We start from the raw sequence: 24086 nt of genomic DNA, 5'->3' as shown, positions 1-24086 counted from the left end.
GTAGTCCACGACGCCGGGGGAAGGAACAGGGTTCCGATGTGGCGATCACACGCGGGCACGATCAGCTCAGGCCGCGTGTGATGGATGAACGAGGATTGACCGAGGTGACGAGCATGCCGAGGCCGCAGTCGCCGGGCGGCCCGACCGGGCCCAGGGCGGGCGGCTGCCGGGAATCGACCTGCCGGTCGGACTGCCGCAAGCCCTGGCGGACTCGGACACGGTCGGCGTCATCTACGACGAGGTCGACGGACTCAACTTCTACGCGGACTACGGGCTCCTGCGTGACCTCTTCGCCGAGCCAGCCCTCGCGGGCCGCAGGCAGTACCAGGACGTGCTGCGCGCATACCTGCGCGAGGCGTCGATCGCGCCACTGCCGATCCGCCGCCTGGCCGCCGCCCACCCGGAGACGGTCGACGCGGTGTTCCGGAAGCTGCTGCGGAAGCCCGGATTCACTTGGTGCGAGCACGGTGAGGAGTTGCTTCGTCGGCGCAAGCCCTGGTACCCGCACAGGAACCCTGGCCCGGCGTTTCCGTGGTCGGCAAACGCCTCAGCGAGCTCGCCACCGGCACCGGGCGGCAGAAGCTCACCATGACACGGCGTGTACCGCGTCAGCCCGACCGTCCCTCTCTGCGAACGCCTGCCCTTGGTGATCATTAGCGACCTACCTGCGGCATGGCCTCTCCACCGGCTGTACTCCCGCCTGATCTCCGCTGGCCTCCTCGGACTGCCCGGTGGAACTTCGGCCTCTGGCGAGTCCCCGTTCGGGTGAAATCCTGGCGGGCACGTCGGCTGTAAGCGACCATGAAGTACGGTTCCGTACGCCGTCGTGTGAGCTGTGGGAGGCGCCGCCGTGTCTTACGAGCCGAAGCTCGCTGCCGCGCTGTCCGGCGCCACCCTGCGCCAGCTGTCTCACTGGCGCAGAGCCGCAGGTTCGCGCGGCGCCGTCCTCGTGCCGGAGATCTCCGCCTCCCGGCCGATTCTCTACTCATTCCGGGATGTCGTCGCGCTTCGCATCTGCGTGAGGCTTCGGGAGGAAGCGTCGCTCCAGAGGATTCGCCGTGCTCTGGGCACCTTGCGCGACGATCTCGACGAACGCGAGCATCTGTCCAGCTACCGGCTCGTGGCCGGCGACGACACAATCTATCTGGCAGACCCGAACCACGCCGTCGACCTCGTGCGTAAGCGAGGCAATATGGTCATCCACGAGATGGTCGATGTCCTTCGGCCGTTCTATCGAAACGGCCGACAGATCCCGAACCTGCTGCGTCCCAGGAATCATCTGTCCGTTGATCCCCTGGTTCGGGGTGGTGAACCGGTGATCGACGGAACGCGGATTCCCGCTTCGGAGGTCGCGGCTCTTCTGAGGGACGGCGTCCGCCCGGAGTCGATCAGGGACTTCTACCCCGGCGTCACCCCCGAAGCTGCTCGTGATGCGGCCGACTTCACCGACTATGTCGACAGCTACTCGGACGACGGCCCCGGCAGGCCGCCTCTTGAGGATCCTGCTCGACGAGAATGTCCCCTTGCCGTTGGCCCACATGGCTCGACTGCTACTGAAGCAACACGAGCTTCAGCACGTGGCAGAGACCGCTGGCTGGGCAGGTACCAAGGACATCGACCTCTACGCGCGGGCTGCCGCAGCCGGGTTCCAGGCCGTGATCACCAACGACACCAAGCAGATGGCTCGCCCACTGGAGGTCACGGCGATCGCCGAATCGGGGCTGCACCGGATTGAGTACCGCCACAATCACAAGCATGGCGGCCTCGTCGGTCTGGGCGCCGCCGTCGCCACCGTCTGCGCCGGCCTGCCGCATGCGTTGACCGAACTCGAACGCGCAACGGGTCAACTTCTGATATCCCTCACCTCGATCGACCCGTCACATCAGAGCCGATTGCGGATCGTGGATCCCTCCACGCTTCCTCCGAAGCACTGGCCCACAGCCGGGAGTGCCTAAGAAACAGGGCTGCCCCGTGGACAAGCTCTTCGTCACACGCATCACCGTCACTCTCCCGACGGAACAGGTGGAGGAGCTGAGGAGACTCACCAACGACGTCTCCGGATTCGTCGCGGAGGCAGTCGCGCGCCAGATCCAACACCAGCTGCTCGCGGACAACCTTCGCCGCTGCCGGGATGAGCAGGGCGCGTTCACCGCCGAGGAGATGTCGGAGGCGAGCGCACGGACTTCCGGCTCCGCCGGGTCGGCGGGTTGAGCGAGTCCCACGTGACCGAACGCTTCGGGACAGGCGTGCTGGACTCGCAAGGATTGTCCTCGTGACTCACGGCCGAGGCGTCGACGACATGGCAAAGCTCTGCGGCGACCGAGTCCGGCTCATCGCACTCTGAGCCGGACCGAGGCGGGAACGCCGCCCGCGAGCACGCACGCGACCAGGCAACGATCCGCTAGGTCGCTCCGACCGCGCAGGCGGCCAGGGTGCGGGGTGGACGCGGTCTGAGTGGCGGTGCGGCGCGCCGGCCTGCGGCCAGGGCGGAGTGCAGGGCGGCTCTGACGCGTGCGGCGCCTGCGGCCGCCACGTCCGCGCCGTGGCCGATCGAGACGGTCCGGGCCGGGCTGCCCGCGCAGGGGCGACAGAGGCCGGGTCGGGGTACCGGGTCGTGGCATCCGACGCATTCGGCGTATCTGGGCACGGCGGGTGGCGCGGGCTCCTGGGCGGGTGGCATGCCGCGTTCCAGGCGGTACCGGAGCACCGCCGCTGCCGAGTGCATCGGGGCGGGCAGGCCGGGCAGCAGGGCGCGGGCGAGGTCGGCGGGGGTGCTGCCGCGAGCCAGCCACTGGGCGACCAGTGGCGCGAGTTCGCGCGCTTCGGCTTCGCCGAGGCGTAGCCGCGGCTCGGGACGGATCACCCGGAAGAGGGTGGCCACTGCTTCCCGGGTCTGCTCGTCCGCCGGTTCCACGGGTGGTCGGACGGCGGCTTCCCGCCGCCTCCTCCTCGTCGGCCGCTCAGTCGCGGCGGCCGGTTCCGGAGCCTGCTCGGCAGGGGAGGTGGGTTCTTTGTCTAGGTTTTTTAAAAGCATGTCTGCGCGGCCGGTGGGTGGTTCACCGGCGTCTGGACGGGTGACACCCGGTGGGACGAGCTGCGGGGTGTCGTAGACGTGGGTGATGGTGCGGATGGTGCCGTCGGGCAGTCGGATCTTCTCGACCCGGTAGAAGCCGGCGGCGGTCAGCTCCTTCAGCGCCCTGCGGATCGCGCCGCGCCCCTGCGGGCTGGTGTCGGCCATCTGCCGACCGTCCTCGCGCCAGCCGTCGGGGCGGGAGAGGAGGTCCACGAGCAGACCGCGCGCAGTGTAGGACAACCGGCGATTCTGCACGACACGGTTGGGGAGTTGCGTGAAGTGGCTGGCAACTTCGGTACGATGGATGCGCATTGGGAGGTTAGGCCTAGTGCCGGACCCCGGGGTGTTACCGCACCGCCGGGGTCGTTTTGTTGCTTCGGACGTCACGGAACGTAGCACAGCCGTCACTCAGCGGTCGACGCGATCGGAATGCGGCAAGCGGACATCGGTGACTGATCGCCAACCTGTCCTACTGGGCGACTGCTTGGGCAGAAAGCGGCGCGGCAGGATCAAAGTGAGTGACCATCAAATCTCGGGCGCGCCAAGGCTGGTGAGGAGTTGGGCGGTCTCCAGGCCGGTGGTGAGGTAGTCCACGAAGAGGTCGTTGTGGAGGGCCCACGGTGAGCGGCGGCTGCGGATCAGGGCGATCGCCTGGTCCGCAGGGCGGCCGAGCGAGATCAGGGTCTGGGCGACAACCAGTCCCGATCGGTTGTAGCCCGAGTGGCAGCGGACCAGGGTGGTGCGGCCGGCACGGTGGGCGGCCACCGCGGTGTCGCAGAGGGCGAGCACGGCCGCCAGCTGAGCGGCGTTGAGGGGGCCGTCGGGAACCGGAGCGCAGTGGTGCTCGACGCCGGGGGCGGGGCCGTGTCCGGGAATATCGACCAGGCTGATCACGGTGTCGAACTGGTACTCCACGACGGCGAGTTCCAGTCCGTCCGGGCCGCTCCAGTAGTGGCCGCCCATCCAGAGCCGGGGGGCGATCTCGTTCCAGGGCGCGCCGGGGCCGGGGACGTCACGGTCGGGCTGGCGGGTCTTCATCCGGTTGCGTCCTCCCGTCGGGGAACGTCGGGGGCGGCGAGCAGGTTCCGGAGGGGTGGTGATACCGGGAGGGGGTATGGTCGGAGGCGTCGGGTGTCGGCGGCCGGGGGCGGTGGGTGCGTGGTGGGGCGTGGTGGGGCGTTGGCCCGGCTCGTCGTGCTGGGCGGGCTGCTGGTGGGGCTGTTCCTGATGCACGGGAGTCCGGCGTCGGCGGTGGGTGGGTGCCACGCGGTGATGGGCGCGGGAACGTCCGCGGACCGTATCGGACAGAAAGTGCACGAAGGCCACGAGCCGGCCGGTGGACCGGTGGTGAAGAAGGCGGCGGGGCACGGGTCGGCGGAGAGTTGTGTGTCGACGCGGCCGCGGGACGGGGTGCCGCTGGGCGGGCCGGTTCCGGTGCTCGGCGCGGGCGAGCCTGTCCGCGGTGTGGCGTCGGCGGAGTGGTCGTCGGGGGACGGGTGTCGGGCGCCGCCGGGTGGGCGGGCGCTGCTGTTGCGCAAGTGCGTCGCGCGGACGTGACAGGCGCACCCGGACACCCTCGTTGGCGGGCGGTCCGGGCGCAGTGACCTGTCCCTGTCCGGGCGCGTGCATTGAGTGCATGCCCGGCACACCTTGGAGTTCCCGTGAACGTGAAGCAGTTCCTCGATCAGAAGAAGTCCCGTCGCGCCCTGACGGCCGCCGCCGCGGCGGCCGTGCTGTCGTTGTCGCTGGCCGCCTGCGGTTCGGGCGGTGGCGACGGCATGGCGGGCATGCACCACGGCGGCGCGTCCGCGAGTGCAGGCGCGTCCGCGAGCGCAGGTGACGGCATGGCGGGCATGGATCACGGCGGCGGCGCGGACGCGACGGCGGCGTCCGACGGCCTGTCCGCCGAGCAGGGCGGCTACCGGCTGAACAGCGGCCAGGCGTCGCTGCCGGCCGGGTCGCCGACGGAGTACCGGTTCACGGTGACCGGCCCGGACGGCAAGGCGCTGACCGCGTTCGAGCCCGAGCAGACCAAGCAGATGCACTTCTACGCGATCCGCTCGGACCTCTCGGGGTTCCAGCACCTGCACCCGCAGATGGCGGCGGACGGCACCTGGACGGCCCCGCTGGCGGCGCTGAAGCCGGGCGACTGGCGGGTGTACGCCTCGTTCGTGCCGGGGGCGGGCAGCGGCAAGGGCAACGGGCTGGTTCTGAGCCGGACGGTGACCGTCGCGGGCGACGCGGCCGAGGCACCGCTGCCGGCGGCCGCCGCGAGCACCACCGTGGACGGCTACACGGTCACGGTGGAGGGGGTCCTGCGCGCGGGTACGGCGGGCGGCCTCACGGTCACGGTCAGCCGGGACGGCAATCCGGTCGCCGATCTGCAGCCGTACCTGGAGACGTACGCACACCTGACCGCCTTCCACGCCGGGGACCGGGCGTTCGCGCACCTGCACCCGGAGAGCAAGGCCACCCCCGACGGCCGCGGCGGGCCGATGCTGGCGTTCCACGCGGAGCTGTCGAAGCCGGGTGACTGGCGGCTGTTCCTGCAGTTCCAGACCGGTGGGACGCTGCACACGGCGGAGCTGACCCTGACCGTCCGCGGGTAGCGGCGGCGGGCACGGGCGTCGTCGCCGCGGTCGCACCGCGGTCGCACTGCGGTCGCACCGCGGCGGCGGCGTCCACGCCCGGGTACGCGAAGATGGACGGGTGACCACCACCCCGCGCCCCCGCCTGATCGCCACCGACCTCGACGGCACGCTGCTGTGCTCGGGCGGCACCGTCTCCGAGCGGACGGCGGCCGCGCTGGATGCCGCCGAGCGGGCGGGGATCCAGGTGGTGTTCGTGACCGGGCGGCCGCCGCGGTGGATGCAGCAGGTGTCCGGTCACATCGGCGGCCACGGCGTGGCGATCTGTTCGAACGGCGGCGCGGTGGTGGACGTGCGGCGCGGCGAGCTGCTGGAGACCTTCCCGCTGCGGGCCGCCGACGCGCTCGCGGTGGTCGACGCCCTGAAGGCCGAACTCCCGGGCACAGCCTTCGCGTTCGAGTACCCGGGCGGGTTCGCCCGGGAGCCCGAGTACACGGTGGTGATGTGGGAGTCGGACAAGGAGCACCCGGTGGCACCGGCCGCGGAACTGCTCGCCGACGGCCGGGTCGACGGGCTGTTCAAGCTGCTCGCCAAGCACCCGGACCTGGAGCCGGACGTCTTCCTGAGCCGGGCCCGCGAGGCGGCCGGGCAGCTCGCGGAGATCACCCGGTCGAGTCCGATCGCGCTGCTGGAGATCAGTGCGCCGGGGGTCACCAAGGCGAGCACGCTGGCGCGCTGGTGCCGCGAGCAGGGCATCGACCGGTCCGAGGTGGTGGCGTTCGGGGACATGCCGAACGACCTGGAGATGCTGGCCTGGGCCGGCCGCTCGTACGCCGTCGCCAACGCGCATCCGGAGGTGCTGGCGGCGGTCGCGCAGCACACGGTGAGCAATGAGCACGACGGGGTGGCAGCGGTGATCGAGACCCTGCTCTGACGCTCCCGCGCGGCCGTCCGCCAGGGGTCAGAGGCGGGCGGTCCAGCGGACGCGGGTGCCCTTGCCGTACGGGCCGCTCTCGTGCCAGGCGTCGCCGCCGAGGGCCTCGGCGCGGCGGGTGAGGTTGGCGAGGCCGCTGCGGCGGCCGCCGTCCGGGATGCCGACGCCGTCGTCGGTGACGGTGAGCAGGACGCCGGGGCGTCCGGCCCGGTCGGGCGCCTCGGGGTCGCCGGAGAGCGGGCGGCCGCTGTCGGCGAGGTGGACGGTGGCGTCGATCTCGACAGCGACCCGGGAGGCGCGGGCGTGCCGCGCCGTGTTGGACAGCATCTCCCGCAGTGCGGCGAGGAGTTGGCGGGAGGTCTTCTCGCCGACCAGGCTCTCCACCGGGCCGGTGAAGGTGATGGTGGGCTTGAAGCCGAGGGCGGCGGAGGCCTGGCTGCCCTCCCGCAGGACCCGGGTGCGCAGGGTGTCCGGCTCGTCGTCGGTGTCGCCGTGCTGCAGGGCGTAGATGGTGGTGCGGACCTCCTGGATGGTGGCGTCCAGCTCGTCCACCGCCTTGCCGATGCCCTCCTGCACCTCCGGGACGATCGCCCGCCGGGCGGCGCTCTCCAGCATCATGCCGGTCGCGAACAGCCGCTGGATGACCAGGTCGTGGAGGTCGCGGGCGATCCGGTCGCGGTCCTGGAAGACCGCGAGCCGCTGCTTGTCGCGCTGGTACTCGGCGACCCGCAGGGCGAGCGCCGCCTGCGAGGCGAAGGTCAGGGCGAGCTGCCGCTCCGAGTCGGAGAACGGGGCGGAGCCGCGCCGCCGCCAGACGGACAGGCCGCCCAGCACCCGGCCGGACGAGACCATAGGCACCGCCATCGACGGCCCGAAGTCGCGGGCCAGCCGGAGCACCACGGTCGGGTCGGTGGACATGTCGTCCAGGTACACCGACTCGCCCTGCAGCAGGCGGGCGGCGAAGCTGTCCTTCGGCAGCAGCTCACCGGTGAGGTACTCGGCGGCCTCGCCGGAGGCGTGCGCGACCCGCATCTGGCCCTCGCCGGCGGGCAGCAGGATCATCCCGAGTGCGCCGTCGGCCAGTTCGCGGACCTGCTCGGCCGCGACGGTCAGCGCGAGCTGCGCCTCGTCGGTGGACAGCAGCGACGTGGTCACCGCGGCGGCGCCCGCGATCCAGCGCTCGCGGCGGCGGCCCTCCTCGTACAGGCGGGAGTTCTCGATCGCCACGCCGGCCGCGGCGGCGAGGGCGTGCACCACCTGCTCGTCCTCCGGGGTGAAGCCGCCGCCGCCCTTCTTCTCGGTCAGGTACAGGTTGCCGAACACCGCGCCGCGGACCCGGATCGGCTCGCCCAGGAAGGACCGCATCTGCGGGTGGTGCGGCGGGAACCCGGACGAGCGTGGATCCTTGGTGAGGTCGGCCAGCCGCAGCGGCTCGGGGTTCTCGATCAGCGCGCCCAGGATGCCGCGACCGGCGGGGAGTTCACCGATCCGGGCGGCGGTCTCGTCGTCGATGCCGATGTGGATGAAGTCGGACAGGCCGGTGCCGTGCGGCGAGATGACGCCGAGGGCGGCGTAGCGGGCGTCGACCAGTTCCGCGGCGCCGGTGGCGATCCGCTGCAGGGTGGCGTGCAGGTCGAGTCCGGTGCCGACCGAGACCACCGCCTCCAGCAGCCGCTGCATGCGGTCGGTGACCGCGGCGGCGGACTGCAGGCGCTCGGAGACCTCGGTGACCAGGGTGTCCAGGCCGAGGGAGGAGATCTCGGGGACGCGGGGCGCGGCGGAAGCGCGCCACGCGGGCTGGGCGGGCTGGGCACGCCGCGATGGCTGTGAGGGCTGCAAGGGCTGTGCCGCCTGTGCCGGCTGCTCGGGTGGGGTCTCCTCCGGCGGGATCTCCATGGGGCCCAGTCTGCCTGGTCGTGCCCGCCGCCGGACGGTGGCCGGGCGGCGGGCGGGTGTGTCGGGCGGGCGGGTTCAGCGCGTGGGTTCAGCGGGTGGCGGGCTGCAGGGCGTCGGCCCGGGACTCGTGGTCGAGCATGGCCGCCAGGCGGCCGTCCGGCCGGGCGGCCAGGTCGGACCAGCGGCCCCGCTCGGCCACCCGACCGCCGTCCAGGACCAGGACCTCGTCCACGGTGGAGTCGTCCAGTCCGGCCAGGCGGTGGGTGATCAGCAGGGTGGTACGGCCCTCGGTGGCGGCCAGCAGGTCGGCGGTGAGGGCGTCGGCGGTGGGCAGGTCGAGGTGCTCGGCCGGCTCGTCGAGGATCAGCACCGGGAAGTCGGCCAGCAGCGCCCGGGCCAGCGCCAGGCGCTGACGCTGGCCGCCGGAGAGGCGGGCGCCGTGCTCGCCCACCATGGTGTCCAGGCCCTCGGGCAGGGTGTCCACCCAGTCGAGCAGCCGGGCGGCGGCCAGCGCCGCGCGCAGCGCGTCCTCGTCGGCGCCGGGACGGGCGAGCCGCAGGTTCTCGCGCAGCGAACTGTCGAAGACGTGGGCGTCCTGCGCGCACAGGCCGATGGTGCGGCGCACCTCGTCGGCCGCGGCGGCGCGCGTGTCCACAGGCTGTGGACAACCGCCCAGGGTGACGGTTCCGGAGCGCTGGTCCAGGAAGCGCAGCAGCACCTGGGCGAGCGTGGTCTTGCCGGACCCGGACGGTCCCACCACCGCGACTCGCCGACCGGGGACCAGATCGAGGTCGAGGTCGCTCAGCGCGTCCCGGTCGGCGCCCGGCCAGCGGGCGGTCAGCCCACGGACGGCGACCGGCAGCGGGTCGGCGGGCAGCGGCTGCGGGTCGACCGGTTCGGCGACCGGGGCGGGCGTGGCCAGCACCTCGTCCAGCCGCGCCCGGGCCGCCCTCGCCCGCTCACGGAACTGGACGGCCGTCGGCATCCCCGCCACCGCCTCGAACGCGGCCAGCGGGGTGAGCACCAGCACCGCCAGGCAGGTGCCCGGCAGCGCGCCCGACGCCACGCCGTGCACGCCGACCGCCGCGCAGACCGTCACCGTCACGCCGGTGACCAGCGCGGTCAGGCCGGCGCAGAGCGCCGCCGTCGCGGCCGAACGGGCCGCCAGGCCGGTCAGCCGGGCGTCCGCGGCCCGGACGGCCGCCAGACGGGACGGCAGCGCCCCGGCGACGGTCAGCTCGGCCGTACCGGTCAGGGTGTCGACGGTCGCCGCGGCGAGATCGCCGCGGGCCGGCGCCTGCCGGCGCTCCGCCCGGCCCGACAGCCGGACCGCCAGCACCGGGACGACCGCACCCGCCAGCAGCAGGCCGGCGGCCAGCGCGGCACCGGCCAGGGGCAGGAAGACCGCCATGGCGACCGACGCGGCAAGGGACACCAGGGCGGCGACCGCGGCGGGCAGGCGCCAGCGGAGGTAGTGGTCCTGCACGGCGTCGACGTCGGAGACCAGGCGGGCCAGCAGGTCGCCGCGACGGTACGCGGGCAGGCCGGCCGGGGCGAGCTGCTCCAGGCGGGCGTAGACGGCCGTACGGACGCCCGCCAGGGCCTTCAGCACCGCGTCGTGGGAGACCAGGCGCTCGGCGTAGCGGAAGACGCTGCGGCCGATGCCGAAGGCCCGGACGGAGGTGACCGCCACCATCAGGTAGAGGACGGGGGGCATCTGGGACGCGTACGAGATCAGCCAGCCGGAGGTGGCCATCAGGGCTACGGCGCAGCTGAGGGCGAGGGTGCCGAGGAGGGTGGGGAGGGTGAGGCGGGGCTTGTGGCCGGTAACGCTCGCCTCGGCTGTCGGGGGCGGGGTGGTGGTGCGGTCAGCGGCGGGGTGCGCGGGGGTGCCTTCCGCTGCGCGCGGTTCCTCGCGCCCCTGAAGGCTCGCCTCAGCTGTTGGGGGGAGCCCCTGAGGGCCCGCGGCAACTGTCGGAGGCGGGGTGAGGTGGATGTGCTGGTCGGCGAGGGCGAGGAGGGCGGGGCGGTGGGCGATGAGGAGGACGGTGCGGGTGGGGGTGAGGGTGCGGATGGTGGTGACGACGGCGGTTTCGGTGGCCGGGTCGAGGTGGGCGGTGGGCTCGTCGAGGAGGACGAGGGGGCGGTCGGTGAGGAGGGCGCGGGCGAGGGCGAGGCGTTGGCGCTGGCCGGCGGAGAGACCGGCGCCGGCTTCGCCGAGCGGGGTGTCGGGGGTGGCGAAGTCGAGGACGTGGGCGGCGGCGAGGGCGTCGTGGACCTGCCGGTCGGTGGCGTCGGGCCGGGCGAGTCGGACGTTGTCGGCGACGGTGCCGGCGAACAGGTGGGGGTGCTGGGGGACCCAGGCGATCTGCCGGCGCCAGCTGTCGAGGTCGTGGTCGGCGAGGTCGCGGCCGTCGATCCGGACGGTGCCCAAGGCGGGTCGGACGAAGCCGAGCAGGACGGCGAGCAGGGTGGTCTTCCCGGCGCCGCTGGGGCCGGTGAGCACGGTGGTTTCGCCCGGTCGCAGGGTCAGTGAGACGCCGGAGAGCGCCGGGGCGGTACGGCCGGGGTGGGTGACGGTGACGTCGTCGAGGGTGATGACGGCGCGGTCGAGAGCAGGTGCGGGTCGGGTTCCGCCGGTGGGCAGCGGGGTTTCGAGGACGTCGAAGATCTGTCCGGCGGCGGTGAGTCCTTCGACGCTGGAGTGGTACAGGGCGCCGACCTGGCGGATCGGCAGGTAGACCTCGGGGGCGAGGACGAGGACGAGGAGTCCGGTCTCCAGGTCGAGGGTGCCGTCGACGAGGCGGAAGCCGATCGAGACGGCGACCAGGGCGACCGAGAGGGTGGAGAGGAGTTCCAGGGCGAAGGAGGAGACGAAGGCGATCCGCAGGGTCCGCAGGGTGGAGCGGCGGTACTCGTCGGTGATCCGGGCGATGGTCCGGGCCTGGGCCTTGGCGCGCCCGAAGACCTTGAGGGTGGGGAGTCCCTCGACCACGTCGAGGAAGTGGTGGGAGAGGCGGGCGAGGCCGGTCCACTGGCGGTCCATCCGGGCCTGGGTGGCGAGGCCGATGAGGACCATGAAGAGCGGGATGAGCGGCAGGGTGACCGCGATGATCGCGGCGGACTCCCAGTCGGCGCCGAGGATCCGGGCCAGCACCACGACGGGGACGACCACGGCGAGGGCGAGTTGGGGCAGGTAGCGGGCGAAGTAGTCGTCGAGGGCGTCGATGCCGCGGGTGGCGAGGGCGGTGAGTTCGCCGGTGCGCCGGCCGGCGAGGTAGCCGGGGCCGAGGGCGGTGGCGTGGTCGAGCAGGCGCCGGCGCAGGGTGGACTTGACCGTGGCGACCGAGCGGTGGGCGGCGAGTTCGGTGAGCCAGGCGACCAGGGCGCGGCCGGCGGCGACCAGGGCGAGCAGCAGCAGCGGCCCGGTGAGGTCGTACGAGCCGTGCTGGAAGGCCCGGACCACGATCTCGGCGATCAGTCCGGCCTGGGCGACCACCAGGACCGCGCCCACCCCGCCGAGGAGGACGGATCCGGCGAGGAAGGCGCGGGTGGTGCGGGCGTAGGCCAGCAGCCGGGGGTCGACGGGGCGCATCCGCTGCTGACGTTCCGACATGGTGACCTGCCTCAGTGGGCCGTGGGGATGTGCTGGACGCCGATCCGCTTGCGGAACACCCAGTACGTCCAGGCCTGGTAGAGCAGGACGATCGGGGTGAAGACCGCGGCGACGACGGTCATCACCTTGAGGGTGTAGGCGGAGGAGGCGGCGTTGGAGACGGTCAGCGACCAGTCCGGGTTGAGGGTGGAGGGCATCACGTCCGGGAAGAGCGCCAGGAAGAGCATCGCGACGGCGGCCACCACGGTCAGCCCGGACAGGATGAACGCCCATCCCTCGCGGGCGAGTTCGTTGGCGCCGAGGGCGCCGAGCAGGGCCAGGACGGCGATCACCAGGGCGGCCAGGCTCCAGGCGTCGCCGGTGTGTGCCTGGGTCCAGATCAGGAAGACGAGGGCGAGGACGGCGGTGGCGGCGCCCAGCAGCCGGGCCTGGGCGCGGGCCCGGTCGCGGATCTCGCCGACGGTCTTGAGCGCGGCGAACAGCGCGCCGTGGAAGGTGAACAGCGCCAGCGTGACCAGGCCGCCGAGCAGGGCGTACGGGTTGAGCAGGTCCCAGAAGGTGCCGACGTAGTTCTTGCTCCGGTCGATGTCGACGCCGTGCACGATGTTGGCGAAGGCGACGCCCCACAGGAAGGCGGGGATCAGGGAGGTCCAGAAGATGGCCAGCTCCCAGTTGCGCTGCCAGCGCTGCTCGGTGCGCTTGGCCCGGTACTCGAAGGCGACGCCGCGGACGATCAGGCAGACCAGGATGATCAGCAGCGGGATGTAGAACCCGCTGAACAGGGTGGCGTACCAGTCGGGGAAGGCGGCGAAGGTGGCGCCGCCGGCGGTGAGCAGCCAGACCTCGTTGCCGTCCCAGACCGGGCCGATGGTGTTGATCAGGACGCGGCGCTCGGTGGTGTTCCGGGCCAGCGTCCGGGTCAGGATGCCGATGCCGAAGTCGAAGCCTTCCAGGAAGAAGTAGCCGGTCCACAGGACGGCGATCAGGATGAACCAGAGGTCGTGGAGGTGCATCGGTCCGTCCTCAGTAGGCGAAGGCGAGGGGCTTGTCGGCGTCCTCGTCCGAGGACGGGCCGCGCAGGGTCGGGTCCTTCGCGGGCGGCCGCTCGGAGGTGACCGGTCCGGGCTTGGCGTACTTGACCAGCAGCTTGACCTCGATCACCGCGAGGACCGCGTAGAGCGTGGTGAGGGTGATCAGGGAGCCGAGCTGGACGCCCTCGCTGACGTTGGGGGAGACGGCGTTGGCGGTGCGCATCAGGCCGAAGACCACCCAGGGCTGGCGGCCCATCTCGGTGAAGATCCAGCCGAAGCTGTTGGCGATCAGCGGGAAGCCCATGGTGAGGATGCCGATCCGCCAGCTCCACCGGGTGAAGAAGGTGCTCATCTCGCGGTGCTTGGTGAGCATCAGCTTCGGCGGCTCGTCCTCGGCGGTGCGGTGCTCGGGGGCGAGCCAGAACTTCCGCCGGGTGGTCCACAGTCCGATGACGGCGGCGACGAACGAGGTCATCCCGAAGCCGATCATGAGGCGGAAGCCCCAGTAGGTGACGAAGATGCTCGGGATGTAGTCGCTGGGCTGCCCGCCGTACTTCGCGGCCTCGGCGGCGGCGGTGTCGTTGATGCCGGGGACGGCGGAGCTGAAGTCGCTCTTGGCCAGGAAGGAGAGTATTCCGGGGAACTCCAGCTCGACCGAGTTGTGGCCGCGGGAGACGTCACCGACGGCGAAGATCGAGAACGGGGCGGGGGACTGGGTGTCCCACAGCGCCTCGGCGGCGGCCATCTTCATCGGCTGCTGCTCGAACATCACCTTGGCCAGGCTGTCACCGCTGACCGCGGTGCCGAGGCCGGCGACGGCGGCGATGGCCAGGCCCACCCGCAGCGAAGTGACCATCGAGGCGGTCTTCTTGCGGTCGGTCTCCTTACCGCGCTTGGCCCGCCACAGGTGGTACGAGGCGATGCCGACCACGAAGGCGGCGCCGGTGAGGAAGGCGGCGGTCATGGTGTGGAAGACCTGGACCAGGGTGGTGTTCTGGAACAGCACCCGGCCGATGTCGGTGAGCTGGGCCTTCCCGGTGGCCGGGTCGATCCGGTAGCCGACGGGGTGCTGCATCCAGGAGTTGGCGGCCAGGATGAAGTAGCCGGAGAGCACGGTGCCGACGGCCACCAGCCAGATGCAGGCGCAGTGCAGCTTCTTCGGCAGCCGGTCCCAGCCGAAGATCCACAGGCCGATGAAGGTGGACTCGAAGAAGAAGGCGATCAGCGCCTCCATCGCCAGCGGGGCACCGAACACGTCGCCGACGAAGCGGGAGTAGTCCGACCAGTTCATGCCGAACTGGAACTCCTGGACGATGCCGGTGACCACGCCCATGGCGATGTTGATCAGGAAGAGCTTCCCCCAGAACCGGGTGGCGTGGAAGTACTTCTCCTTGCCGGTCCTGACCCAGGCGGTCTCCAGGCCGGCCACGATCGAGGCCAGGCTGATGGTCAGCGGGACGAAGAGGAAGTGGTAGACGGTCGTGATGCCGAACTGCCAACGCGCGATGGTCTCGTGTGCGACTGCTAGTTCCACTGCGCCCTCTCTTGCTGAGATTGCCGTATTTCAGGACAAGCCGTACGTCTAGCACGGAACCGCAACCAACCCGGCCAAGCTTGCCCGCTTGTGAAAGTGAACACTTTCACAAGGAGAGTATCCACCATGCTTACGCAGGCCTCGACGGCGGGGTGTGGTTTTCGGTCAAGCAGATGATCCGACGGCGTTTCGGCCGGTCACAAGCGGCATCCGGGAGGACGCGGTGTACTGATCGGCGCTTGACAGCTCAGCGCTGGTGTGGGAGCTCCACCCGGAAGGCGGCGCCGCGGCCGGGCGCGGTGTCCAGGGTGATGGCACCGCCGTGCGCCCGGACCAGCGCCGAGGCGATGGCCAGGCCGAGGCCCGCTCCCCCGCCCTCGTGGCGGCTGCGCGAGGCGTCCACCCGGTAGAACCGCTCGAACACCAGGGAGGCCTGATCCTCGGTCAGGCCCGGACCGCGGTCGGCCACCTCCAGCAGGCAGCGGCCGTTCACCGAGCCGACGCCGATCCGCACCGCGGTACCGGTCGGGGTGTGCTTGACCGCGTTGCCGACCAGGTTGGTGACCACCTGGCGCAGCCGGGCCTCGTCGCCGACCACCGGCGCGGGCTGGGGTGCGCCGGTGCCGTCCGGTCCGGTGAGTGAGACGGGGCGTCCGGGATCGAGCGCGGTGAGGTCGTGCAGGGCGTCGGCGGCGAGGGTGCGCAGGTCCATCGGGGCGAGGTCGAGCGGGCGCTCCTCGTCGAGGCGGGCCAGCATGAGCAGGTCCTCGACCAGGCCGGCCATCCGGACCGCCTCGGACTCGATCCGGTCCATCGCCCGGTCCACGTCGTCCAGCGCGCCCATCCGGTGCAGCTCGGCGAAGCCGCGGATGCCGGCCAGCGGGGTGCGCAGCTCGTGCGAGGCGTCCGCGACGAAGCGCCGCATCCGGGCCTCGGAGGCGGCCTGCGCGGCGAACGCGGTCTCGATCTGGGTGAGCATGCCGTTGAGCGCGGCGGACAGCCGGCCGACCTCGGTCCGCGGGGAGAGCTCGGGCATCCGGTGGGAGAGCTCGCCGTCGGCGATCCGCTGGGCGCCCAGCTCGATCTGGTGCAGCGGCCGCAGGCCGGCCCGGACGGCGAAGGCGCCGAGCGCCGCGATGACCACCAGGACGGTGCCGCCGATGGTGAGGAAGGTGGTCTGCAGCCGGTCGAGGGTCTCCTCCACGTCGTCCATCGGGACGGCGACCAACACATAGCTGAAGGTGGAGAAGTCGCCCGGGTTGGCCCGCTGGACCGGCAGCACCAGGGCCCGCCAGTGCCCGCCGCGCCCGGAGGGGGTCGAGAAGGCATGGCCCTTGCGCTGGGCCAGCACGGCCGCGGTCAGACCCGGGACCTGAGGCGTCGGGTCGGTGTCCACCATCGGCTGGCGCTGCGTCGTCTGGACCGAACCGTCCGCGCCCAGCCACTGCACCACGAACTGGCTGGGCAGTCCGACCCGGCGGCCGGCCGCGTTGAAGAGGCCGTTGGAGTTCTGCTGGGTGACCCGGCCGGGGGCGCGCCGGGAGATCTGCTCACCCATGCGGTGCAGCTGATCGTCGGCCCGGTCCACCAGCTGTCCGCGGACGGTGTGGAGCACCAGGACGTCGCTGACCACCAGGCCGGTGGTGACCAGCAGCAGGGCCAGCACCAGCAGCCGGGTGCGCAGGGAGAAGCGGGCCGCCACGAGGTCAGCCCTGGGGCGGGCGGCGCAGCGCGTAGCCGATGCCGCGCACGGTGTGGATCAGCTTGGGGCCGTGCGTCGGGCCGGAGTCGAGCTTGCGGCGCAGGTAGGAGATGTAGGACTCGACGATGGAGAGGTCGCCGCCGAAGTCGTACGCCCACACGTGGTCGAGGATCTGCGCCTTGGAGACCACTCGGCCGACGTTGGCCATCAGGTAGTGCAGCAGCTTGAACTCGGTGGGGGAGAGCGAGACCTGTCGGCCGGCCCGGGTGACCTCGTGGGCGATCGGGTCGAGGGTGAGGTCGGCGACGGTGAGCCGGCCGTCGTCGGAGGGGCCGCCGGCCCGGCGGAGGATCGCCCGGATCCGGGCTATCAGCTCCTCCAGGCTGAACGGCTTGGTGACGTAGTCGTCGGCGCCGACGGCCAGGCCCTGGACCTTGTCGCCGGTGCCGTCCTTGGCGGTCAGGAAGAGCACCGGGACGTGCTCGGGGCTGTGCGGCCACTGGGCCTGGTCGCGCAGGCGCTCGACGACGGTGAAGCCGTCCAGGTCGGGCAGCATCACGTCGAGCACCACCAGGTCGGGGCGCTCGGTGGCGACGGCGGCCAGCGCCTCCTCGCCGGTGGCGGCGGAGGCGACCCGGAACCCGGAGAAGCGCAGGCTGGCCGAGAGCAGCTCACGGATGTTGGGCTCGTCATCGACGACCAGCAGGAATGCCTCGCCGCCGGTGTTCGCCACCTGTACTGTCCCTGACACGACTGATCCGCCTCCCGGTCGATTGCTCTGCATGGACGATAGCCCGGGGAGGCTACGCCGGGTGGATGAAAGTTGTATGAATCACCCGGTTTCCTCCCCGGTCAGTCGTCCGACGACCGCGCCGGATCAGCCGTTGCTCGGTGCGCCGGCCCCCGGACGGCCGCCGCCGAAGCCGGCCGCACCCTCGCTGAGCTGGGTGGCGGTGTAGCCGCCGTCGGCGCCCTTGGTGCCGACCACCGTGACGCTCTGGCCGGGCTGGAGGTCGGCGACCTTGCCCTCCTTGTTCATGGTGACCTTGGTCGAGTCCCCGGTGGTGACCTTGATCGTATTGCCCTGGGCGTCGGTGAGGTAGACGGTCGTGCCGTCCACCGCCTTCACCGTGCCGCGGGTGAAACCGCCGCCGTTCTGGCCACCGAAGCCGCCGCCCTGCCCCTGACCCTGGCCGTTCTGGCCGCCGCCGCTGCGGCGGCCGGTGCCGTTCTGGCCGCCGAAGCCGCCCTGGCCCTGGCCCTGGCCGCCCGCCCGGGGACCGGCCGCGGACGTGCTGCTGCTGTCGCCCTTCTCGTACCAGACGCCGCCGGCGAAGGAGACGACGGCGATCACGCAGCCGGACAGCGCCAGGGTGATCCAGGGAAGCTTGCGGCGCGGGGGCGCGGCCAGCTCGGCGGTGACGTCACGGGCGTCCGGCGCGGTGGCCAGCAGCTCCTGCTCGTCGGACATGGAGGTCTCCTACTCGTGCCGGAGGGCGTCGATGGGCCGCAGCGAGGCGGCGCGGTTGGCGGGGTAGCTGCCGAAGAACAGGCCGATGGCCACGGCGATCGCGAAGGCGCCGAGCACCGACTCGGGGATCACCACCGGCTTGATGCCGACGATGGAGAAGTGCGAGCCGACGATGCCGGCCAGCACGCCGAGCCCGGCGCCGACCACCGACAGCAGGGTGGACTCGGCCAGGAACTGCCCGAGGATGACCCGGCGGGGTGCGCCGAGCGCCTTGCGGATGCCGATCTCCTTGGTCCGCTCGGTGACGGTCACCAGCATGATGTTGGTGATGCCGATGCCGCCGACCAGCAGGGAGATGGCGGCCACCGCGCCGAGCAGCACGGTGAAGGTCTTGGTGGTGGACTCCCGGGCGGTCAGCAGCGAGGTCTGGTTGGAGATCCGGAAGTCGACCTTGGTGGCGTCCTGGATGGCGTGGGTGCCCATCAGGATCCGGGTGATGTCGGACTGGGCCTCGGCGGTGGTCTCGGCCGAGGAGGCCTGCACCAGGATCTGGTTGAGCGAGCCGAAGCCGGTGAAGGCGTTCTGCACGGTCGGCAGCGGGGCGATCACCACGTCGTCCGGGTCGTTGAAGCCGGTGGCGCCCTTGGTCTGCAGCACGCCGACCACGGTGAACGGGGTGCCGCCGATGGTGATGGACTTGCCGACCGGGTCCTCGGTGTCGAAGAGCTGCTTGGCGGTGGTGGAGCCGATCACCGCGACCTTGCGGGCGTTCAGCACGTCGTCGCCGGAGAAGTAGTCGCCGTGCGCCACCTTCTGGTTGGAGGTCTCGAAGTACGCCGGGTAGGTGCCGACGATCGAGCCGGGCTGGTACGAGATGTTCCCGTACAGCGCGGTGCCGGTGGTGGTGACGACGGGGGCGACCGACTTGATCGCCGGCGAGTCGGAGGCGGCGGCCGTGGCCAGCGCCTTGGCGTCGTCGACGGTGAGCTTCTTGGCGGCGGTGGCCGAGCCGCGCAGCGCGCTGGAGGAGACGGTCAGCGAGTTGGTGCCGAGCGCGGTGATGGAGTTCTTCACCGCGACCGAGGAGCCGTTGCCGACCGCGAGCAGCAGGATGACCGAGGCGACGCCGATCAGGACGCCGAGCATGGTCAGGGCGGAGCGCACCTTGTTGGCGGCCAGGCCGCCGACCGCGAAGCGGAGCATCTGCCAGGCGATCACACGCCCACCTCCACGGCGAGGGCCGGCGGCGGACCGTCGACCTCGGCCTGCCGGACGTCGCTGATGATCGCGCCGTCGACCAGCCGGATCACCCGCTTGGCATGCCGGGCGACCTCGTCCTCGTGGGTGATCATCACCACGGTCCGGCCGGAGGCGTTCAGGCGGTCGATGATGCCGAGCACCTCCTCGGTGGAGTGGCTGTCCAGGTTTCCGGTGGGCTCGTCGGCCAGCAGCATCGCCGGCGAGGTGACCAGCGCCCGGGCGACCGCGACGCGCTGCTGCTGACCGCCGGAGAGCTGGTTGGGCTTGTGCCCGGCCCGCTCGCCGAGGCCGACCAGCGAGAGCGCCGCGAGGGCGCGCCGGCGGCGCTCGGCGGCGCGCACGCCCGCGTACGCCAGCGGCAGCTCGACCTGGGCCAGCGCGGTGGTGCGCGGGACCAGGTTGAACGACTGGAAGACGAAGCCGATCTTGCGGTTGCGGACCAGCGAGAGCTGGCCCTCGTCCAGGTGGCCGACGTCGATGCCGTCCAGCAGGTAGCGGCCGGCGGTGGGGACGTCCAGGCAGCCGAGGATGTTCATCAGGGTGGACTTGCCGGAGCCGGAGCTGCCCATGACCGCGACGAAGTCGCCCTCCTCGATGTCCAGGCTGACGCCGAGCGGGCTGCCGTCCGGCGCGGACGGGCCGCGCAGGGCGTGCACGGTGGCGTCGCCGTGGCCGTACGACTTGGTGACCCGGCGGATCTGGATCACCGGGGGCTTGCCGGCCGCCATCAGCGGGTGCCTCCGCCGCCGCCGGTGCCACCGCCGCCACCGCCGCGGCCGCCGCCACCGCCACCGCCACCGCCACCGGTGAAGCCGCCACCGCCGCCGAGGCCGGGGAAGTTGCCGGACGGGAAGCCGTTGCCGGTGCCCGCCGTGGTGGTGGTCAGCTCGACCTTCTCGCCCTCGGTCAGGCCGTCGGTGACCTGCACGGTGGAGTCGCCCTCGACGCCGACGGCGACCTGGACCCGCTCGGTGGTGCCGTCGTCATGGACCACGGTCGCGGTGCGGGAGGAGCCGGTGCCGGCCAGCGCCGCGGTCGGGACCGAGAGCGCGTTGTCGGCCTCACCGGTGACCACCGAGATGGTGGCGCTCAGGCCGGTGCGCAGCTTGCTGGTGTCACCGCTGATCTGCAGCGTCGCGCCGTACTGCACCGCACCGTTGGTGGAGCTGGAGGGCAGCGAGCTGACCGACAGGACGGTCGCGTTGAGCTTGGTGTCGGACTGCGCGTTGAGCGCGACGGTGGCCGCCTGGCCCTTCTTCAGCTTGAGCGAGTCGAGCTCGGAGAAGGAGGCGGCGACCTGCATCCCGGTCGGGTTGGTCAGCACGATGAAGCCGCTCGGGGCGGCGGAGGAGCTGGTGGTGGTGGACGACTTGGCGGAGCCCGAGCCGCCGGAGCCCGCACCGGTGGAGGAACCCGTCGAGCTGGTGCCGTTGCCGGAGACGGTGTCGCCGACCTTGCCGGAGACCGAGGCGACCGTGCCGTCCGCGGTGGCGGTCAGCGTGGTGCCGGCCAGCGCCGTCTTGGCGTTGGTGAGGTTGGTCTCGGCGGTGTCCACCTGCTGCTGGGACTGCGCCACCTGGGCCTGGTCGACCTTGGTGGTGGTCGTGGTGGAGGGCTGCGGGGTCGCCGAGGCGCCGCGGCCGCCGCCGCCGGACTGGCCGCCGCCGGCGACCGTGGTGGTCACCGTCTCGCCGGCCTCGGCCTTGGTCAGGTTGGCCTCGGCCGCGTTCAGGGCGAACTCGGCGGCGTTCACCTGCTGCTGGGCGGCGGTGGTGTCGACGGTGGCCAGCACCTGGCCCTTCTTGACCGCGTCGCCGACCGCCACCTTGATCGCGGTCACCTTGCCGCCGGTGGTGAAGTCCTGCGCCGAGTCCGACGGCGAGGTGAGTGTGCCGGATCCGGACACGGTGGCCAGGACCGTGCCCTTGGCCACGGTCGCCGTCCGGACCCGGGCCTTGCTCGCGGCCGTACTGGTCCCGCCGTCCAGGGTGGTGTACGCCAGCGCGGCCCCGCCCAGCAGGGCCACGCCGAGCGCGGAGTTGACGAGGACGGCACCACGCCGTCGCGGAAGTACCTTCATGGCGGACAGCTTCGCCGGACGCCCTTGCGCACTCCTGGGCGGTGCCTGGGAGTCGGCTGAACCCAGCAATCCGGACATTACGGAGTTATCGCCCCGCCAGGGGTGGGCGCGCTACCCGGCAGCGGTGAACCCTTGAACGAACTGTCAGGAAGTTCCCAGGATTTCCCCGCCCCGGGTTCACCCGCCCCGCCACCGAGCGTGGACAGGCCCTCCCGACACGCGACAGGACCGCCCCCGAATCCGGGGACGGTCCTGTCGGAGCGCGCGTCGCGGCGGCTCAGAACTCCTTGCGGAAGGTCTCGGCGGTCGCCAGGAAGATGTCGTTGCCGGCCACCTCGCCGATCGACACCCGGACGCCCTCGCCCGGGAACGGCCGGACCACCACGCCCGCCCGGCCGCAGGCCTCGGCGAACTCCATGGTCCGCTCGCCCAGGCGCAGCCAGACGAAGTTGGCCTGGGAGTCGACCACGGTCCAGCCCTGGGCGGTGAGGCCGGCGGAGACCCGCTCGCGCTCCTGCACCAGCGCTTCGACCCGCTCCAGCAGGGCGTCCTCGGCGCGCAGCGAGGCGACCGCGGCGTCCTGGGCGAGCTGGCTGACGCCGAACGGCACCGCGGTCTTGCGCAGCGCGGTGGCCACCGGCTCGTGCGCGACCGCGAAGCCGACCCGCAGGCCGGCCAGGCCGTACGCCTTGGAGAAGGTGCGCAGCACGCAGACGTTGGGGCGGTCGCGGTAGAGCTCGATGCCGTCCGGCACCTGCTCGTCGCGGATGAACTCGCGGTAGGCCTCGTCGAGGACGACCAGCACATTGGACGGCACGGCGTCCAGGAAGCGGACCAGCTCCTCCCGGTGGATCGCGGCGCCGGTCGGGTTGTTGGGGTTGCAGACGAAGATCAGCCGGGTGCGGTCGGTGATCGCGGCCAGCATGGCGTCCAGGTCGTGGGCCTCGTCGGCGGTCAGCGGGACCGGGACGGGGGTGGCGCCGGCGACCTGGGTGATGATCGGGTACGCCTCGAAGGAGCGCCAGGCGAAGATGACCTCGTCGCCCTCGCCGGCGGCGGAGAGGATCAGCGACTGGGCGACGCCGACCGAGCCGGTGCCGGTGGCGATGTGCTCGGCGGGGACCCCGAAGCGCTGCGCCAGCTCGGCGGTCAGGCCGGAGACGGCCATGTCCGGGTAGCGGTTGAAGGTGCCGGCGGCGGCCACGGCGGCCTCCAGCACACCGGGGAGCGGCGGGTACGGGTTCTCGTTGGAGGACAGCTTGAACGAGTCGGCGCTGGCGGGCTTGCCGGGCTTGTAGGTGGGGATGCCGTCCAGGGTCGGGCGCAGCCGGGGGCCAAGCTCACTCACGGGTCTCTCCGTTTCTCTTCCTTGCGAAAGGTTCGTACCACCCCGGTCGGGTGCCTTGAACGATACCGATCGCCCTCACCCGTAGGGGTGAGATGCTCATCCGGGTCACGGGTGCAGATCAGCCATTCTGCCGGGTTCCGATGGCACATGTCAGAGGTAAGACGGCCGGAAAACCGCAGGTATCGAAGGGTCCCGTGCAGACCCGTTCATGGAGAAACGGTTCTTCAGCGTCCTGTAGCGAACCGGTCACAGAACGCCGTCATGCGCCATACGATCGGTCCGCCATGACAGCAGCAGCCAACCAGAACGGTCGACGACCCACCACCTCGCGGCGTCTGGAGCGGGCCGGAATCCGGGACGTGGCGGCGGCCGCCGGCGTGTCCATCACCACCGTCTCGGACGCCCTGAACGGTAAGGGCCGCCTGCCGGACGAGACCAGAAGCCGGGTGCGCGAGGTCGCCGAGCGCCTGGGCTACCGCCCGTCCGCCGCCGCCCGGACCTTGCGCACCGGACGGTCCGGCCTGATCGGACTGACCGTCACCACCTACGGCGAGGAGCCCTTCACCTTCACCGAGTTCGCCTACTTCGCCGAGATGGCCCGGGCCGCCACCAGCGCCGCGCTCAGCCGCGGCTACGCCCTGGTGGTGCTCCCCGCCTCCTCCCGGCACGACGTCTGGAGCAACATCGCCCTGGACGGCACCGTGGTGATCGACCCACCCGACCAGGACCCGCTGGTCAGCGAGCTCTACCGGTCCGGCGTCCCGGTGGTCAGCGACGGCAAGCCGGGCAACTGCCCGGTCACCGCCTGGGTCGACAACGACCACGAGGCCGCCGTGCTGGGCATCCTGGACCACCTGAGCGAGGCCGGCGCCCGCCGGATCGGCCTGCTCACCGGCACCTCCACCGACACCTACACCCGGCTGTCCACCGACGCCTACCTCGGCTGGTGCGGCCGGGTCGGCCAGGAGCCGGTCTACGAGACCTATCCCGCCCACGACCCGGCGGCCGGCGCGGTCGCCGCCGACCGGCTGCTCGCCCGCCCGGACCGCCCGGACGCGGTCTACGGCCTGTTCGACCCCAACGGCACCGACCTGCTGGCCGCCGCCCGCCGGTACGGCCTGCGGGTGCCCGACGACCTGCTGCTGGTGTGCTGCAGCGAGAGCGACGTGTACGCCGGCACCGAGCCGCCGATCACCACCCTGTCGCTCAAGCCGCGACGGATCGGCACCACGGTGGTCAACCTGCTCATCGACGCGATCGAGGGGATCGACTCGGGCACCGGCGGGGCCACCGCCGACCCGGGCACCGGCGGCCGGCTCTTCCCGCCGCGCTACCGGACCGCCGGGACCGGTCCGCCGCCCGGCACCCTGATGCCCACCGAGCTGATCGTCCGGGCCTCCTCGCAGCGACGCAGTCCCCGAACCACCGTCAGCCCGCCGCGTACGCCCGGCGAACTGTGATCCCCCGCCCGCCCGGCTCCCGCCCCACGGTCCGCTCCATCCCAGACCGGGGCAGACCGGGCGGGCACCACCATCGGGTGACGCCCCGAAGAA

21 protein-coding genes and 1 pseudogene are annotated in these 24086 nt (G+C 72.0%); 7 read left to right on the top strand and 15 right to left on the bottom strand.

Annotated features, from left to right (window positions below):
- Nucleotides 1–61 precede the first annotated feature (61 nt).
- Nucleotides 62–400 (bottom strand): hypothetical protein, encoded by a 339-nt coding sequence (locus tag FHR36_RS32215; RefSeq protein ID WP_253802947.1) that lies wholly within the window; start codon nt 398–400, stop codon nt 62–64.
- A gap of 585 nt (nt 401–985) precedes the next feature.
- On the bottom strand, nt 986–1279 hold the full coding sequence (locus FHR36_RS32210) for a hypothetical protein (RefSeq protein WP_253802945.1): 294 nt from the start codon (nt 1277–1279) through the stop codon (nt 986–988).
- Here FHR36_RS32210 and FHR36_RS32205 point away from each other — a divergent pair.
- The 3 genes and pseudogenes from FHR36_RS32205 to FHR36_RS32195 form a co-directional block, all read left to right on the top strand.
- Nucleotides 1193–1384: pseudogene (locus FHR36_RS32205) on the top strand (DUF433 domain-containing protein); the annotation flags it as partial. The gene FHR36_RS32210 and the pseudogene FHR36_RS32205 overlap by 87 nt on opposite strands.
- 67 nt (nt 1385–1451) lie before the next feature.
- The gene (locus FHR36_RS32200; protein WP_253802943.1) at nt 1452–1955 is read left to right on the top strand and encodes a PIN-like domain-containing protein; all 504 of its coding nucleotides are present in this window, start codon (nt 1452–1454) and stop codon (nt 1953–1955) included.
- Nucleotides 1956–1971: 16 nt separating this feature from the next.
- On the top strand, nt 1972–2211 hold the full coding sequence (locus tag FHR36_RS32195; protein ID WP_253802941.1) for a hypothetical protein: 240 nt from the start codon (nt 1972–1974) through the stop codon (nt 2209–2211).
- A 190-nt stretch (nt 2212–2401) separates the two neighbouring features.
- On the opposite strand, the gene FHR36_RS32190 is transcribed toward FHR36_RS32195, so the two are convergent.
- Together FHR36_RS32190 and FHR36_RS32185 are read right to left on the bottom strand one after the other, a co-directional pair.
- The gene (locus FHR36_RS32190; RefSeq protein ID WP_253802940.1) at nt 2402–3313 is read right to left on the bottom strand and encodes a hypothetical protein; all 912 of its coding nucleotides are present in this window, start codon (nt 3311–3313) and stop codon (nt 2402–2404) included.
- Between the two features lie 285 nt (nt 3314–3598).
- On the bottom strand, nt 3599–4111 hold the full coding sequence (locus FHR36_RS32185; protein ID WP_253802938.1) for a protein-tyrosine phosphatase family protein: 513 nt from the start codon (nt 4109–4111) through the stop codon (nt 3599–3601).
- Between the two features lie 141 nt (nt 4112–4252).
- Here FHR36_RS32185 and FHR36_RS32180 point away from each other — a divergent pair, with 141 nt between their 5' ends.
- The 3 genes from FHR36_RS32180 (at nt 4253) to FHR36_RS32170 (ending at nt 6595) form a co-directional block, all read left to right on the top strand.
- Nucleotides 4253–4630: a hypothetical protein gene (locus tag FHR36_RS32180; protein ID WP_253802936.1), complete on the top strand. Its 378-nt coding sequence runs from the start codon at nt 4253–4255 to the stop codon at nt 4628–4630.
- Between the two features lie 104 nt (nt 4631–4734).
- A complete protein-coding gene (locus FHR36_RS32175) occupies nt 4735–5682 on the top strand; it encodes a DUF8832 domain-containing protein (protein ID WP_253802934.1) in 948 nt (315 codons plus the stop codon).
- 100 nt (nt 5683–5782) lie between these two features.
- The gene (locus tag FHR36_RS32170; RefSeq protein ID WP_253802931.1) at nt 5783–6595 is read left to right on the top strand and encodes an HAD family hydrolase; all 813 of its coding nucleotides are present in this window, start codon (nt 5783–5785) and stop codon (nt 6593–6595) included.
- A 27-nt stretch (nt 6596–6622) separates the two neighbouring features.
- Here FHR36_RS32170 and FHR36_RS32165 read toward each other — a convergent pair whose 3' ends face one another.
- From FHR36_RS32165 to hisC, 11 genes are all read right to left on the bottom strand, one after another.
- The gene (locus FHR36_RS32165) at nt 6623–8491 is read right to left on the bottom strand and encodes a sensor histidine kinase (protein ID WP_253802929.1); all 1869 of its coding nucleotides are present in this window, start codon (nt 8489–8491) and stop codon (nt 6623–6625) included.
- Between the two features lie 88 nt (nt 8492–8579).
- A complete protein-coding gene (gene cydD / locus FHR36_RS32160; protein ID WP_253803251.1) occupies nt 8580–12086 on the bottom strand; it encodes a thiol reductant ABC exporter subunit CydD in 3507 nt (1168 codons plus the stop codon).
- Nucleotides 12087–12118: 32 nt separating this feature from the next.
- Nucleotides 12119–13120, bottom strand: a complete 1002-nt coding sequence (gene cydB / locus FHR36_RS32155) for a cytochrome d ubiquinol oxidase subunit II (RefSeq protein ID WP_253802926.1) — start codon at nt 13118–13120, stop codon at nt 12119–12121.
- A 10-nt stretch (nt 13121–13130) separates the two neighbouring features.
- Nucleotides 13131–14672, bottom strand: coding sequence for a cytochrome ubiquinol oxidase subunit I (locus FHR36_RS32150; RefSeq protein ID WP_253802924.1), 1542 nt, complete (start codon nt 14670–14672; stop codon nt 13131–13133).
- Between the two features lie 247 nt (nt 14673–14919).
- Nucleotides 14920–16374: a sensor histidine kinase gene (locus tag FHR36_RS32145; protein ID WP_253802922.1), complete on the bottom strand. Its 1455-nt coding sequence runs from the start codon at nt 16372–16374 to the stop codon at nt 14920–14922.
- A 4-nt stretch (nt 16375–16378) separates the two neighbouring features.
- Entirely contained in the window at nt 16379–17158 is a 780-nt protein-coding gene (locus FHR36_RS32140) for a response regulator transcription factor (protein WP_380231368.1), read from the bottom strand.
- Nucleotides 17159–17251: 93 nt separating this feature from the next.
- The gene (locus FHR36_RS32135; RefSeq protein WP_253802917.1) at nt 17252–17845 is read right to left on the bottom strand and encodes a DUF5666 domain-containing protein; all 594 of its coding nucleotides are present in this window, start codon (nt 17843–17845) and stop codon (nt 17252–17254) included.
- Between the two features lie 9 nt (nt 17846–17854).
- Nucleotides 17855–19063 carry an ABC transporter permease gene (locus FHR36_RS32130; RefSeq protein ID WP_253802915.1) on the bottom strand — a complete coding sequence of 403 codons (1209 nt, stop codon included), beginning with the start codon at nt 19061–19063 and terminating at the stop codon, nt 17855–17857.
- Nucleotides 19060–19833, bottom strand: coding sequence for an ABC transporter ATP-binding protein (locus FHR36_RS32125; RefSeq protein WP_253802912.1), 774 nt, complete (start codon nt 19831–19833; stop codon nt 19060–19062). The genes FHR36_RS32130 and FHR36_RS32125 overlap by 4 nt, the downstream gene beginning before the upstream one ends.
- On the bottom strand, nt 19833–21185 hold the full coding sequence (locus FHR36_RS32120; RefSeq protein WP_253802909.1) for an efflux RND transporter periplasmic adaptor subunit: 1353 nt from the start codon (nt 21183–21185) through the stop codon (nt 19833–19835). The genes FHR36_RS32125 and FHR36_RS32120 overlap by 1 nt, the downstream gene beginning before the upstream one ends.
- 277 nt (nt 21186–21462) lie before the next feature.
- Entirely contained in the window at nt 21463–22533 is a 1071-nt protein-coding gene (gene hisC / locus FHR36_RS32115) for a histidinol-phosphate transaminase (protein ID WP_253802905.1), read from the bottom strand.
- Nucleotides 22534–22817: 284 nt separating this feature from the next.
- On the opposite strand from hisC, the gene FHR36_RS32110 reads away from it, so the two are divergent.
- Complete coding sequence (locus tag FHR36_RS32110; protein WP_253802902.1) at nt 22818–23993, top strand: LacI family DNA-binding transcriptional regulator; 1176 nt, start codon at nt 22818–22820, stop codon at nt 23991–23993.
- Nucleotides 23994–24086: the final 93 nt, after the last annotated feature.

Source organism: Kitasatospora cinereorecta (assembly GCF_024172095.1).
Lineage (GTDB): Bacteria > Actinomycetota > Actinomycetes > Streptomycetales > Streptomycetaceae > Kitasatospora > Kitasatospora cinereorecta.
The sequence above is the reverse complement of the archived record's forward strand: the minus strand, read 5'-3'. Positions and strand labels throughout refer to the sequence as shown.